The sequence below is a fragment of the Streptomyces coryli genome, from assembly GCF_011044975.1.
GTDB classification, from domain to species: Bacteria; Actinomycetota; Actinomycetes; order Streptomycetales; family Streptomycetaceae; genus Streptomyces; species Streptomyces coryli.
In genome coordinates this window covers 43,979-56,928 of the sequence record NZ_JAAKZV010000005.1, presented here as the reverse complement: position 1 = coordinate 56,928, position 12,950 = coordinate 43,979, and the positions used below count along the sequence as shown (strand labels likewise).

The 12,950-nt window shown below is 72.1% G+C and carries 12 protein-coding genes; 7 read left to right on the top strand and 5 right to left on the bottom strand.

The annotated features are described in order from the left end of the window. The first annotated feature begins 80 nt into the window (after positions 1-80). Genes G5C51_RS02710 through G5C51_RS02700 form a run of 3 tightly spaced genes read left to right on the top strand, consistent with a single transcriptional unit; the run spans position 81 to position 3,205 of the window. Complete coding sequence (locus tag G5C51_RS02710; protein ID WP_165230897.1) at positions 81-1,295, top strand: sensor histidine kinase; 1,215 nt, start codon at positions 81-83, stop codon at positions 1,293-1,295. A 48-nt stretch (positions 1,296-1,343) separates the two neighbouring features. Then, positions 1,344-2,003 carry a response regulator gene (locus G5C51_RS02705; protein WP_165230894.1) on the top strand — a complete coding sequence of 220 codons (660 nt, stop codon included), beginning with the start codon at positions 1,344-1,346 and terminating at the stop codon, positions 2,001-2,003. A 44-nt stretch (positions 2,004-2,047) separates the two neighbouring features. Then, positions 2,048-3,205 (top strand): ROK family protein, encoded by a 1,158-nt coding sequence (locus G5C51_RS02700; RefSeq protein WP_165230891.1) that lies wholly within the window; start codon positions 2,048-2,050, stop codon positions 3,203-3,205. Here the strand turns inward: G5C51_RS02700 and G5C51_RS02695 are convergent. Beyond that, positions 3,202-3,561 carry a DUF4180 domain-containing protein gene (locus G5C51_RS02695; protein WP_165230888.1) on the bottom strand — a complete coding sequence of 120 codons (360 nt, stop codon included), beginning with the start codon at positions 3,559-3,561 and terminating at the stop codon, positions 3,202-3,204. The two genes, G5C51_RS02700 and G5C51_RS02695, sit on opposite strands and share 4 nt — an antisense overlap. Before the next feature lie 36 nt (positions 3,562-3,597). Continuing rightward, positions 3,598-4,386 (bottom strand): SDR family oxidoreductase, encoded by a 789-nt coding sequence (locus G5C51_RS02690; protein WP_165230885.1) that lies wholly within the window; start codon positions 4,384-4,386, stop codon positions 3,598-3,600. 122 nt (positions 4,387-4,508) lie between these two features. Between G5C51_RS02690 and G5C51_RS02685 the strand changes: the two genes are divergently transcribed. Further along, positions 4,509-5,150, top strand: a complete 642-nt coding sequence (locus G5C51_RS02685) for a TetR/AcrR family transcriptional regulator (protein WP_165230882.1) — start codon at positions 4,509-4,511, stop codon at positions 5,148-5,150. A 91-nt stretch (positions 5,151-5,241) separates the two neighbouring features. Next, positions 5,242-7,020, top strand: coding sequence for an oleate hydratase (locus tag G5C51_RS02680; protein WP_165230879.1), 1,779 nt, complete (start codon positions 5,242-5,244; stop codon positions 7,018-7,020). Here the strand turns inward: G5C51_RS02680 and G5C51_RS02675 are convergent. From G5C51_RS02675 to G5C51_RS02665, 3 genes are all read right to left on the bottom strand, one after another. Then, positions 7,017-7,751, bottom strand: coding sequence for a UTRA domain-containing protein (locus G5C51_RS02675; RefSeq protein WP_165230876.1), 735 nt, complete (start codon positions 7,749-7,751; stop codon positions 7,017-7,019). The two genes, G5C51_RS02680 and G5C51_RS02675, sit on opposite strands and share 4 nt — an antisense overlap. 159 nt (positions 7,752-7,910) lie before the next feature. Then, positions 7,911-8,729, bottom strand: coding sequence for an RNA polymerase sigma factor SigJ (gene sigJ / locus G5C51_RS02670; RefSeq protein WP_240929342.1), 819 nt, complete (start codon positions 8,727-8,729; stop codon positions 7,911-7,913). 17 nt (positions 8,730-8,746) lie between these two features. Beyond that, complete coding sequence (locus G5C51_RS02665) at positions 8,747-9,727, bottom strand: DMT family transporter (RefSeq protein ID WP_165230870.1); 981 nt, start codon at positions 9,725-9,727, stop codon at positions 8,747-8,749. A gap of 48 nt (positions 9,728-9,775) precedes the next feature. Between G5C51_RS02665 and pdxR the strand changes: the two genes are divergently transcribed. Together pdxR and G5C51_RS02655 are read left to right on the top strand one after the other, a co-directional pair. Continuing rightward, the gene (gene pdxR, locus G5C51_RS02660; protein WP_165230867.1) at positions 9,776-11,230 is read left to right on the top strand and encodes a MocR-like pyridoxine biosynthesis transcription factor PdxR; all 1,455 of its coding nucleotides are present in this window, start codon (positions 9,776-9,778) and stop codon (positions 11,228-11,230) included. 131 nt (positions 11,231-11,361) lie between these two features. Beyond that, the gene (locus G5C51_RS02655; protein WP_240929336.1) at positions 11,362-12,942 is read left to right on the top strand and encodes an alkaline phosphatase D family protein; all 1,581 of its coding nucleotides are present in this window, start codon (positions 11,362-11,364) and stop codon (positions 12,940-12,942) included. Positions 12,943-12,950: the final 8 nt, after the last annotated feature.

Genomic DNA, 12,950 nt, shown 5'->3' with positions numbered 1-12,950 from the left:
ACGCAGGTCAGGGGCCTCCCCCGGTGGCGGGTTCCGGGTCCCCCACGCGGGGGATTCGCGGCTGCGGGGGTGCTGGCACGATGGATCGCGTGATCTCCTTGCCCCGGCCGCTGCGACCCGCTCTGCGGGCAGTGACCTATACGCGGTGGCTGCACCTGTTCATCGGTGCGGTCCTCGCCGTGGTGGTCGCGATGGTCTCGCCGGGGCTCGGCAATGACACCAGCCTGGCGCACTTCGCGCTGATGCTCGTCACGCCGGTGCCGCTGCTGGCGGTGGCGGCGCTGATCCCGGCCATGCGCACCGCCGAGTCGGTGCAGGTGGACCTGCTGCTCTATCCCGGTGACCGGCCGCACCCGGACATCGCGAGGTCGCCGTCGCAGTCCTGGGGCGACAAGGTGCGGGTCTTCGGCTGGCTGGTGACGCGGCTGTGGCTGGGCTTCGTGACCGTCACGGTGACGGTCAACGGGGCCGCGGGCGTGGTCGGGATGCTCGTGCCGTCGGTGTGGGACGGGCTGACGGCGGAGCCGCTGGGGCTCCATGAGCACTGGCAGTGGTGGTATCGCCTGCTCGCCCCCGTCGCCGCGGTCCTGGTGTACGCCGCCTTGTGGGCCTCCGGTGCCGCCATGGCCGCGCTGGCCCCGAAGCTGCTCGGCCCCTCCCCCGCGGAGCGGCTGGCCAAGCTGGAGGAGCGCACCGAGCGGCTGCTGGAGCACAACCGGCTGGCGCGCGAGCTGCACGACACCATCGGGCACGCCCTCACGGTCGCGGTCGTGCAGGCGGGCGCGGCGCGGGCGGCGGGGTCGCCGGAGTTCACCGAGCGGGCCCTGGCGGCGATCGAGGACACCGGGCGGGAGGCGCTGAACGACCTCGACCGAGTGCTGAAGGTGCTGCGCGAGGACGCCGCCCCGGTCAGCCGGCGGCCGACGCTCGCGGACGCCGGGCGGCTGGTCGAGTCGGCGCGCGGAGCGGGGGCCGAGGTCCGTACGGACATCAGCGGGGACCTCGACGCCGTTCCCGGGCCCGTATCGCGGGAGGGCTATCGGATGCTGCAGGAGTGCCTGACCAATGTGCTGCGGCATGCCGGTCCGGTGCCGACCACGGTCCGGATCGCCGCGGGGGGCGGGCGGCTGGAGCTGGAGGTGCGCAGCAAGCTGCCCGCGGAGTCGGCGGCGGGCACCGGCGGATCCGGGCTGCGCGGGATCCGGGAGCGGGCCGAGCTGCTCGGCGGCGCGGCGGAGTGCGGGCCGTGTGACGGCGAGTGGCGGGTGCGGGTGGAGCTGCCGATAGCCGGGTGAGTCCGAGCCGACGGCGGGGGTTCGGACTCACCCGGCTACAGTGATCGCGTGCCGATCACCGTCCTGCTCGTCGACGACGACGCGCTTGTGCGCGCCGGGCTGCGCGCGATTCTGGAGGCGCAGCCGGACATTGAGGTCGTGGGCGAGGCGGCGGATGGGGCGGCGGTGATTCCGCTCGTACGGCAGCTGCGGCCGGATGTCGTCGCGATGGATGTGCGGATGCCGCTGATGGACGGCATCGAGGCGACGCGGGCGGTGCTGCGCACCGTTCCGGAGCCGCCGAAGATCCTCGTGGTGACGACGTTCGAGGAGGACGAGTACGTCTACGGGGCGCTGCGCGCCGGTGCCGACGGATTCCTGCTGAAGCGGGCCCGGCCCGCGGAGATCGTGCACGCGGTGCGGCTGGTCGCCGAGGGCGAGTCGCTGCTCTTCCCGGCGGCGCTACGGAATCTGGCCGCCGCGCACGGCAACGAGCAGGCCCGGCAGTCCTTCGACAAGGCGGCGCTCACCGAACGCGAGGGCGAGGTGCTGCGGCTGATCGCCCGAGGGCTCACCAACGCCGAGATCGCCGCGCGCCTTCACCTCGGCACCGAGACCGTGAAGACCCATGTCAGCGCCGTCCTGGCGAAGCTGGGCGCGCGGGACCGCACGCAGGCGGTGATCGCGGCGTACGAGTCGGGCTTCGTCGCTCCCGGGTCCGGCGAATAGCGGTTACCATCCCGGGCGTACATGATTCGTGAGGGAGGCGGGCGTTGGCGCAGCTCACGGGTGGGGATCCGTCCCTGCTGCGGCGCATCAACTCCGCCGTGGTGCTGCACGCGCTGCGCGGGGTGGACGCGGCCACGCTGACCGAACTCGTCGGCGTCACCGGGCTGTCGCGGCCGACGCTTGAGGGCGTCATCGAGGGGCTCGTCGACACGGGTGTGGTCGGGCCCGCGGCCGCTGACGCCGGATCCGAGCGCAAGCAGGGGCGGCCCGCGCGGCGGTTCCGCTTCCGCGCCGAGTCCGGGTATCTGCTCGGCATCGAGATCGGCCCGCACCGGGTCGCCGGACTGCTGTCGGACCTCGAGGGCCGCATGGTCGGCTCGGCCGCGCGCGAAGTCGACGAGGAGGCCCCGGCCGAGGAGCGTCTCGAGCGCACCCGTGCGGTCGTCGGCGAGGTGCTGCGGCATTCGGGCGTGCCCCGCGACGCGCTCCGCGCGGTCGGCGTCGGCAGCCCCGGGATCATCGAGGCCGACGGCACGGTGCGCCTGGGCACGGCGCTGCCCGGCTGGACCGGGCTCAAGCTCGGCGACCGCCTGCGCCGCTCCTTCCGCTGCCCGGTGCTGGTGGAGAACGACGCCAACGCGGCCGCCGTGGCCGAGCACTGGAAGGGCGCCGCCCGCGACTGTGACGACCTCGTGTTCGTCCTGGCCGGGCTGAGCCCCGGCGCCGGGTCGCTGATCGGCGGCCGGCTGCACCGCGGTTACGGCGGGGCCGCCGGCGAGATCGGGGCGCTGCACCTGCTGGGCCGGGAGGCGCTCCCGGAGAAGCTGCTGTCGACCACCGGCGAGCCGCTGCACAAGCTCGACGAGGCCGCGGTGGCGCGGGTGTTCGCGCTGGCGCGGGGCGGCGACGCGAAGGCGCGGGACGCGGTGCAGCGCTTCATCCAGCGCCTCGTCCACGACGTCGCCGCGCTGGTCCTGGCCCTGGACCCGCAGCGCGTGGTGGTCGGCGGCTGGGCGGCGGGCCTGGACGGCGTCCTCGACCCGCTGCGCACCGAACTGGCCCGCTACTGCCTGCGCCCACCACAGGTGAAGCTCTCCCTCCTGGGCGAGGCGGCAATCGCGACAGGCGCGCTGCGGCTGGCCCTCGACCACGTCGAGGAGGAGCTCTTCGCGGTGGAGTCGACGGTGACGGCGCGACGCTAGCCGCCCAGCTTCTCCCCCAGTTCGGCGGTGTCCGTCACGAACCAGGTCTGGCGGCCGCGGTTGCATTCGCGGACGAAGTCGCGCAGGGCGTCACTCGCTTCGATGTGCTGGGAGATGTCGCCGACGATGGCGAGGCCCATGCCGTACTGGACGAACTTCTGGATGATGTCGCCGGCTACGCGCGTGCGCAGCCGGAAGAAGTCCGCGCCGAAGCGCTCCGCGGGGACCGCGACCCAGCGGGCGCCCTGGTAACCCGCGTCGCCGATGAGGTCGAGGGCGTCGCGCTCGGCGGCGATCGGGTCGCCGTCGGCCGGGCACAGCAGGACTGGGACTCCGTTGATCTTCTCCAGGTTCATGGGAGCCAAGGTTAAGGGACGCCGCCCGTAATGATCTCAAGCTGCGATGTCGGCCTCGGGTTGCAGCGCAGGGCCGAGCAGCAGGCCGCCGTCCAGGACGAATTCCGAGCCCGTGGCGAAGGATGCGTCCTGGGAGGTGATGAAGAGCAGCAGGCGGGTGATGTCGGCAGGTTCGGCCAGGCGTGGGATGGCGAAGGGGGCGGGTGAGTAGAAGTCGGCGATGGCCGGCTGGCCGGCGAGGGTGGGTTCGTTGATCAGTGGTGTGGAGACGACGCCGGGGTGGATGGAGTTGACCCGGATGTTGTCCCGTCCCAGCTCCAGCGCGGCCGTCCTGGTCAGCCCGCGCACGGCCCATTTGCTGGCGGTGTAGGGGGCGTAGAAGGCCGTGCCGCCGTGGGCCATGGTCGAGGCGATGTTGACGATGCTTCCGCCACCGCCTTTGCGCATCGACGGAGCCACGGCCCTGATGCCGAGGAACTGGCCGGTGACATTGACGCTGAAGATGCGCTCCCAGGTGCCGAGTTCGGTGTGCTCGATAGGGGCCGCCGGGTTCTGGATGCCCGCGTTGTTCACCAGGATGGTGATCGGCCCGAAGTGGCCTTCGACGTCTCGCACCGCCGCCGCCCAGTCCTCCTCGCCGGCGACATCCAGGCGCACGGACAGAGCCCGATCACCGAGCTGTGCAGCGAGATCGCGGCCGGCGTCGTCGTCGCGGCCGGCGATGACGACGTTCGCCCCCTCGGCGTGGTAGCCCTGCACATGGCTGCTGCCCATGCCCCCGCTGCCGCCCGTGACCATGACGGTCTGGCCCTCAAAGCGCCCCATAATGCGTCCTTCCAGGTTTCCATTAATGGTGAGTCGAGCGACTCACCTCTTCCCTCAAGGTAAGAGCAGGACCAGAGGTGAGTCAAGTGACTCACCTCGTAGCAAGAGGCATACTGGAGCGCATGACGGCACAGCCTTCGGGATACCACCGGCGCGTAGCAGCGCAGAAGCGGACGGCCATCGTCGAGGCGGCGACGAAGCTGTTCCTCGACTCCGGCTACGATGGCACCTCGCTGGCCCGCATCGCCGAGGCGGCCGGGGTGTCGAGGGCGACTCTGTTCAAGCAGTTCGCCACCAAGGCGGCCCTGTTCGAGGCGATCGTCACCGAATACTGGAAGGTCGACGACGAGGAGGCGCCCCTCCCCGAGCCAGGGGACCTCCGCGCGGGGCTTGAGACCATCGCACGCCGGTACGTGGACCTTCTCACCCAGCCCGGCATGGCCGCCCTCTTCCGCATCGTCATCGCCGAGGTGCCACGCTTCCCCGAGCTCGGCGAGACCCAGTTCAAGCTCGGCAAGATGCCCTACTTCGAATCGGTCCGCCGCTACCTGGAAGCGGCAAACGACGCCGGCACAGCCCGGCTCGACGACGCCGAGATGGCGGCTACCCAATTCCTCGGGATGATCTCCAACTACGTGTTCTGGCCGCGGATGCTGCTCGCACGCTGGGAGCCCGACGACTCCGCCATCACCAACGCGGTCGACCAAGCGGTGCTGACCATGCTCGCCCGCTACGGCACACAGGCAGACCCTCGCCCCCGCTGAGTTCACCGTCGCTCACGCGCAAGTTCCCTGTGGTCATCCATTCGGCGCCGGGCGTATGCGGCACCTGCCCTGGGCGGGGGTGAATGGGGGGATGTACTACAGCAGCGGGAACTATGAGGCCTTCGCGCGGCCGCGCAAGCCGGAGGGCGCCGAGCGCAAGAGCGCCTGGTTCGTCGGCGCCGGGCTTGCCTCCCTGGCCGGGGCGGCCTTTCTCGTACGGGATGCGCAGGTGCCCGGCGAGCGGATCACCGTGCTGGAGCGGCTGCCGCTGCCCGGCGGCGCGCTGGACGGGATCAAGGAGCCGAAGAAGGGGTTCGTGATCCGGGGCGGGCGGGAGCTGGAGAACCACATGGAGTGCCTGTGGGATCTGTTCCGCTCGGTGCCGTCGCTGGAGGTCGAGGGAGCCTCCGTGCTGGACGAGTTCTACTGGCTCAACAAGGACGACCCCAACAGGTCGCTGCAGCGCGTCACCGAGCGGCGCGGGCAGGACGCCGGCACCGACGGGCTCTTCGCGCTCAGCGACCGGGCGCAGAAGGACATCGCGAAGCTCTTCCTCACCGGCCGGGAGGAGCTCGAGGGCAAGCGGATCAACGAGGTCGTCGGGCAGGACTTCCTGGACAGCAACTTCTGGCTGTACTGGCGCACCATGTTCGCCTTCGAGGAGTGGCACAGCGCTCTGGAGATGAAGCTGTATCTGCACCGCTTCATCCACCACGTCGGCGGGCTGCCCGACCTGTCCGCGCTGAAGTTCACCAAGTACAACCAGTACGAGTCGATGGTGCTGCCGCTCACCCGCTGGCTGATGGACCAGGGCGTGACCTTCCGCTTCGGCGTCGAGGTCACCGACATCGACTTCGACCTGGCGCCCGGGCGCAAGCAGGCGACCCGTATCCACTGGACCGAGGACGGGGCGGAGGGCGGCGTCGATCTGGGCGAGGACGAGCTGGTGCTCACGACCATCGGCTCGCTCACCGAGAATTCCGACAACGGCGACCAGCACACCCCGGCCCGGCTCAACGAAGGCCCGGCGCCCGCCTGGGACCTGTGGCGGCGGATCGCGGCGAAGGACCCGGCTTTCGGCCGGCCCGAGGTCTTCTGCGGCAACATCCCCGAGAGCAAGTGGGAGTCGGCCACCGTCACCACCCTCGATCCGCGCATCCCCGGCTACATCGAGCGGGTCTGCAAGCGCGACCCGTTCAGCGGCAAGGTCGTCACCGGCGGCATCGTCACCGCCCGCGACTCCAGCTGGCTGCTGAGCTGGACGGTGAACCGGCAGCCGCACTTCAAGCAGCAGCCGGCGGACCAGATCGTGGTGTGGGTCTATTCGCTGTTCGTCGACCGGCCCGGGGATTACGTCCGCAAGCCGATGCAGGAGTGCACCGGCGAGGAGATCACGCAGGAGTGGCTGTACCACCTCGGCGTGCCGGAGGACGAGATCGCCGGGCTGGCGGCGGAGGGCGCCCGGTGCGTGCCGGTGATGATGCCGTACGTGACCGCGTTCTTCCTGCCGCGGCGGGCGGGCGACCGGCCCGATGTGGTGCCGGAGGGGGCGGTGAACTTCGCGTTCATCGGCCAGTTCGCCGAGACCACCCGGGACACCATCTTCACGACCGAGTACTCGGCGCGCACCGGCATGGAGGCGGCGTACCGGCTGCTGGGTGTCGAGCGCGGGGTGCCCGAGGTCTTCAACTCCACCTACGACGTGCGCGAGCTGCTGGCCGCGGTCAGCCACCTACGGGACGGGGCCGAGCTGCGGCTGCCCGGGCCCGGGTTCGTACGGGAGCGGCTGCTGAAGCGGCTGGACGCGACCGAAGTGGGCGCGCTGCTGACGGAGTTCGGGCTGCTGGATGACGACCGGCGGGCCGGTTAGCCGGCCAGCAGGCCGCCGTCCTCGCCGAAGGTGAGGCGGCAGGTGTCGGCGCGATACGTGCCGACCGCGACGGCCGCGGTGGCGTCGCCGGAGGTGTAGCGCGCGGTGACGACCAGCACCGGGGCGCCCGGCAGCCGGTCCAGCTCCTTGGCGTCGTCGGCCGTGGCCGAGCCCAGCTCGACCGTGCGCTCCTGGCCCTGCAGCTCGAGGCGCTGCAGCTCGCGCAGCACGGCGCGGGCCAGGGCGGGGCCCTCGGCGTCTATGCGGGTGAGGCCGGGGACGGAAGCGGCCGGGACGTAGACGAGCTCGGCGGCGACCGGCTGGCCGTGGCGGGCGCGGACGCGGCGTACGACATGGACCTTGTCGTCGGCAGCCGCGCCCAGCAGGCGGGTCACGGCGGCGGGCGGCTGCTGCTCGACATATCCGACCGGCTCCCAGGCCTCGTCGCTGTCGCCGGGCCAGCGCGGCTCGGTGTCGCCGACCGCGACGCCCACCCGGGGCGGCGCGACCGTGGTGCCGACGCCGCGGCGGCGCTGCAGCCGGCCCTCCAGCTCGAGCTGGTCGAGCGCCTGCCTCAGGGTGGCGCGGGCGACGCCGAAGCGGGCGGCGAGGTCGCGCTCGTTCGGCAGGATCTCGCCGACCTCGAAGTCGCTCTCCAGCGCGTCGCTGAGCACGCTCTTCAGGTGCCAGTACTTCGGCTCCGGCACTGCAGCCGGCGTGGTCGTCCCCACCCTGTCCTCCGCGTGCGTCTTAAGTGCGTCTTAATCAGAGGTCTTTAAGAAAGGTTGTTGCAGTTTCACTGCGACCCTAGGACGGGGCCGGGACTTGGTCAAGACCAATGCCCGGGCAGGGGGTGTGAGCAGGGATAATGCGGAGCGATCAGCGAGAGATCAGCGGGCGACGCCGGCCAGCTTGTCCGGGTTGCGCTGGATCAGGATCCGCTGGATGCGGCCGTCCAGGATCTCCACGGTCAGGACGTTGTCGATCTTGTCGCCGTCGTACGTGACGAGCGCCGGGGCGCCGTTCACCTCGCGCATCTCCATGCGGATGTCCATCCGCTCCATGCTGGTCTCCGCGACCCCGAGGATGAAGCGGCCGACCTTGTCGGCGGTGACCAGCTCGCGCAGTGGCGCCCTGGACTTGCCGCCGCTGTCGCCGACCAGGGTGACGTCCGGGGCGAGCAGCTCCATCAGCCCCTGCATGTCGCCGCCGGTGGCGGCGGCGATGAAGCGCTCGGTGATGTCGCGGCGCGCGGCCGGGTCGACGTCGTAGCGCGGCTTGCGCTCCTCGACGTGCTTGCGGGCGCGGCCGGAGAGCTGGCGGACGGCCGCCTCGGAGCGCTCCAGCATGGCGGCGATGTCGGCGAACGGATAGCCGAAGGCCTCCCGCAGCACGAAGACGGCGCGCTCCAGCGGCGACAGCGACTCCAGCACGACGAGGACGGCGAGGCTCACCGAATCGGCAAGCACGGCCTGCTCGGCCGTGTCGGGCACCTCGCCGCCGAGGTCGGTGGCGAGCGGCTCCGGCAGCCACGGCCCGACATAGGCCTCGCGCCGGGACTGCACCTGCCGCAGCCGGTCGATGGCGAGGCGCGTGGTGATCCGTACGAGGAAGGCCCGCGGCTCGCGCACCTCGCTGCGGTCGGCGGCCGACCAGCGCAGCCAGGCGTCCTGGACGACATCCTCGGCGTCGGCGATGCGGCCCAGCATGCGGTAGGCCACCTGGGTCAGGAGCGGACGGTGCTCCTCGAAGGCGGCGGCGTCATCGGCTGCTTCGTCTGCTGTGTCGAGCGCGTCTGCGGGCACTCCGCCATCTCAGCCGATGAGGTGCGGCGTTGTCCAGCGAGCAGGCCGGAGCCGATGGCGACGCCGAGACCGACCAGCAGGCTGCCCGCCGCCTGCGGCAGCCCGTAGCCGCCGGTGCCGACGAGGGGGGCGGTCATGGCGGCGGAGACGGGGATCAGGCCCGAGAAGAGGGTGGCGCGCTCGGCGCCGATGCGCTGGATGCCGGAGTACCAGCAGACGAAGCCGATCACCGTGACGATCACGGTCTGCCAGGCGAGCGCCAGGGCCTCGCCGCCGTTGGGGAGTTGCAGGACGCCGGTGCCGCCGTGCACCAGTCCGGCGGCCATGGACTCCAGCGCGGCCAGGCCGGTCGCCGCGGTGGACAGCAGCTTGGGGCCGAGCGGGCGGATCAGCGGCACCGCGATCAGGGCGAAGCCGGTCTCGCCGAGCAGCGCGAGCACGGAGTAGATCATGCCGGCCAGGTCCGTACGCCCCAGGCCCTGGACGATCAGCGCCCCCATCGCGACCAGCAGGGCCCCGCCGAGCACCGCCCGGGTGGGGCGGCGCCCGGCCAGCAGCGGGCCGAGGACGGCGACCAGGATCGGGGCGCAGCCCACGACGACACCGGGCACGGCAGGCTCCGCGGTCCGCTCGGCCGCCAGCACCGCGAAGTTGAAGCCCGCCATGCCGACCGCGGCGAGCAGCGCGAGGCGCAGCCACTGCCGCGGCGCGAGGCGCTTCAGCGGCGCCAGGCCGCCGCGGCCCAGCAGCGGGAGCAGCAGCAGGCAGGCGCCGCCGTAGCGCAGCGCCTGCCCGGTGGCGTACGGGTAGTCGCCGAGCACGGAGTTGACCGTGAAGGACCCGCCGACGAGGAAGCAGGCGATGCCGGCGAGGAGCGCGCCCTGAGCTTGCGGTTTCATCATGTGAACGACGCTACGAGCGCGACCGGACCGCGATTAAGGTCCACCTCCATGACGCTATCGGGGACCAATTCGGCGGCGGAGAAAGCGGAGACGCCCGGCTGGACCGCCGCCTGGGAGCTGCTGCTGCCCGCCGCCGCCGCGCCCGCGCGCCGCCGCGGGCAGACGCTGCAGGCGGCGCTGCGGGACGCGGTGCGCTCCGGGCGGCTCGCGGCGGGCACCCGGCTGCCGGCGAGCCGGGAGCTGGCGGCGGACCTCGGGGTGTCGCGCGGGCTGGTCACGGACGCGTACGAGCAGCTGACGGCGGAGGGCTATCTGCGCGCCGGGCGCGGCTCGGGGACGTGGGTGAGCGAGATCGCCGGCGCGGCGCCGGCCCCGGCCGCGCCCGCACCGGGTCCCGCGCCCGCTCTGAGCTTCAAGCCCGGCACCCCGGACCTGTCGCTGTTTCCCCGCGCCACCTGGGGAGCCGCGCAGCGCCGGGTGCTGTCCGAGCTGCCGCACGGCGGGCTCGGCTACCCGGACCCGCGCGGCCTGCCCCGGCTGCGCACCGCGCTCGCCGCGCTGCTGGCCCGGCGGCGCGGGGTGGTCGCGGATCCGGAGCGGGTGCTGGTGTGCTCCGGGGTGTCCCAGGCGTTGACGCTGACCGGGATGGTGATGCGGGCGCGCGGGCACCGCACGATGGCGCTGGAGGATCCGGGGAGCCCGCCGCACGGGCTGCAGTTCGAGGCCACCGGCATAGCGGCGACGAGTGTCGCCATCGACGCGGAGGGCATCGACCTGCGTGCGCTGCGCCGCAGCGGCGCGCGGATCGCGGTGCTGACGCCGTCGCACCAGTTCCCGTCCGGGATCGCGTACTCGCCGGAGCGCCGGGCCGGACTGCTGCAGTGGCTGCGGGAAGGGGAGCACCTGGTCGTCGAGGACGACTACGACGGCGAGTTCCGCTACGACCGCGAGCCGGTCGGCGCGCTGCAGGGCCTGGACCCCGAGCGGGTCCTCTACACCGGCTCGGTCAGCAAGTCCCTCGCCCCCGGCCTGCGGCTGGGCTGGATGGTGGCGCCTTCGTGGCTGGCCGCGGAGCTGGCGGAGCGCAAGTTCCGCCTCGACCTCGGCAATTCCGTCCTCGACCAGGCCGCCTTCGCCGACCTCGTCGAGCGCGGCGAATACGACCGCCACCTGCGCCGCACCCGCCGCGAGTACAAGACCCGCAGGGACACCCTGGTGGCCGCCCTCGCCGAGCACTTCCCCGGCGCCGAGGTCTCCGGCATCGCCGCCGGGCTGCACGTGATCGCGGCGCTCCCCGAGGGATACGGCCCCGAGCGGGAGTTCACCGCCCGGGCGCTGCGGGCCGGCGTCGAGGTGCTGGGGCTGTCCTCGTACGGCAGCGCGTCCGCGGACGATCCGCGGGTGCGGCTGGTGCTCGGATACGCCCATCTGGCGCCCTCGGACATCGCACGCGGTGTCGAACGGCTCCGCACCGCGAGTGGCACTCGGGTACGGAACGACTGATTCCCACGCGCCGGACTTCCCCTGGAGTTGCGGGAGTTGTTCACTTGTCGTTCGCGTCCAGGGCACGGCCCTGTTGCGGACGCGGGGTCACGATGTGAGCCGCCGTCGCTAGAGAAGATGAGGTGCGGAGCTTGAACAGCAACGACCAGGCAGACCGGAGGCCGAGCAGACGAGCCCTGCTGCGCGGGAGCGCGGCCGCGTCCGCGGCGCTGGCGCTGCCCGGCGTCACCGGCCTCGCCCCGGCGCAGGCGCTGAGCGGCCGCCCGGCGGCGAAGTGGGGCGTGCAGGTGGGCGACGTCCGGGCCGGCTCCGGGCTGGTGTGGGTGCGCTCCGACCGGGCCGCGCGGATGATCGTGGAGACCTCGGCCACCGAGTCGTTCAAGAACGCCCGCCGCTGGCACGGGCCCATTGTTGGCCCGGACACCGACTTCACCGGCCGCACCCAGCTGCGCGGCCTGCCGCCGGGCGAGCAGATCCACTACCGCGTCACCCTCGCCGACCCCGACGACCCGCGCCGCAAGGGCGAGCCGGTCACCGGCACGTTCCGTACCGCACCGGCGTCCCGCCGCAAGGACATCCGCTTCACCTGGTCCGCGGACCTCGCCGGGCAGGGCTGGGGCATCAACCCCGACCGAGGCGGCTACACGATCTTCGAGGAGATGCGCGGCCTCGATCCGGACTTCTTCCTCTGCAGCGGCGACAACATCTACGCCGACAACCCGATCCTGCCGTCCGTCACGCTGCCCGACGGCAGCACCTGGCGGAATGTCACCACGGACGAGAAGGCGCAGGTCGCGCAGACGCTGGACCAATTCCGCGGCAACTTCCGCTACAACCTCCTCGACGACAACCTGCGCCGCTTCAACGCCCAGATCCCGTGGATCAACCAGTGGGACGACCACGAGGTGCGCAACAACTGGTTCCCCGGCCAGATCATCGAGGACGCCCGCTATACGGAGAAGAACGCGGACGTGCTGGCGGCGCGGGCGAAGCGGGCCTTCGCCGAGTACTTCCCGGTGTCCTCGCTGCACCCGGACGCGAGCGGCCAGGTCCAGCGGGTGATCCGGCGCGGCCCGCTGCTGGACGTCTTCGTGCTCGACATGCGGACGTACCGCAACCAGAACTCCGCCAACAACCAGCCGGACGACCCCACCGGCATCCTCGGCACCGAGCAGCTCGCCTGGCTGAAGAGGGAGCTGTCGCGGTCCAAGGCGGTCTGGAAGGTGATCGCCTCGGACATGCCGCTCGGCCTGGTCGTCCCGGACAGCACCACCCGCTTCGAGGCCATCGCGCAGGGCGAGAGCGGCATGCCGCTCGGGCGCGAGCTGCAGATCGCCGACCTGCTGCGGCACATCAAGCACGAGCGGATCACCGGCACGGTCTGGTTCACCGCGGATGTGCACTACACGTCGGCGCAGTACTACGACCCGTCGAAGGCGGCGTTCACCGACTTCGAGCCCTTCTGGGAGTTCGTCTCCGGGCCGCTGAACGCGGGCGGCTTCCCGGCGCTGAAGCTGGACGGCACCTTCGGCGCGACGCAGCCGTTCGTGAAGGCGCCCACGTCCGCGAACGTACCGCCGTCGGCCGGCGGCCAGTACTACGGCCAGGTGGACATCGACGGCGGCAGCGGCGAGATGACCGTCCGGCTCCGGGAAGAGGGCGGCGCGGTGCTGTTCACCAAGGTGCTGCAGCCGGGACGGGTCGGACAATAGCCACTCTT

Excerpts from the sequence above, each read along its gene's own strand:
- pdxR (WP_165230867.1), top strand. The coding sequence starts at position 9,776 with ATGACGCTATCGGGGACCAATTCGGCGGCGGAGAAAGCGGAGACGCCC.
- G5C51_RS02680 (WP_165230879.1), top strand. The coding sequence starts at position 5,242 with ATGTACTACAGCAGCGGGAACTATGAGGCCTTCGCGCGGCCGCGCAAG.
- G5C51_RS02685 (WP_165230882.1), top strand. The coding sequence starts at position 4,509 with ATGACGGCACAGCCTTCGGGATACCACCGGCGCGTAGCAGCGCAGAAG.
- G5C51_RS02695 (WP_165230888.1), bottom strand. The coding sequence starts at position 3,561 with ATGAACCTGGAGAAGATCAACGGAGTCCCAGTCCTGCTGTGCCCGGCC.
- G5C51_RS02665 (WP_165230870.1), bottom strand. The coding sequence starts at position 9,727 with ATGATGAAACCGCAAGCTCAGGGCGCGCTCCTCGCCGGCATCGCCTGC.
- G5C51_RS02710 (WP_165230897.1), top strand. The coding sequence starts at position 81 with ATGGATCGCGTGATCTCCTTGCCCCGGCCGCTGCGACCCGCTCTGCGG.
- sigJ (WP_240929342.1), bottom strand. The coding sequence starts at position 8,729 with ATGCTGGGCCGCATCGCCGACGCCGAGGATGTCGTCCAGGACGCCTGG.
- G5C51_RS02690 (WP_165230885.1), bottom strand. The coding sequence starts at position 4,386 with ATGGGGCGCTTTGAGGGCCAGACCGTCATGGTCACGGGCGGCAGCGGG.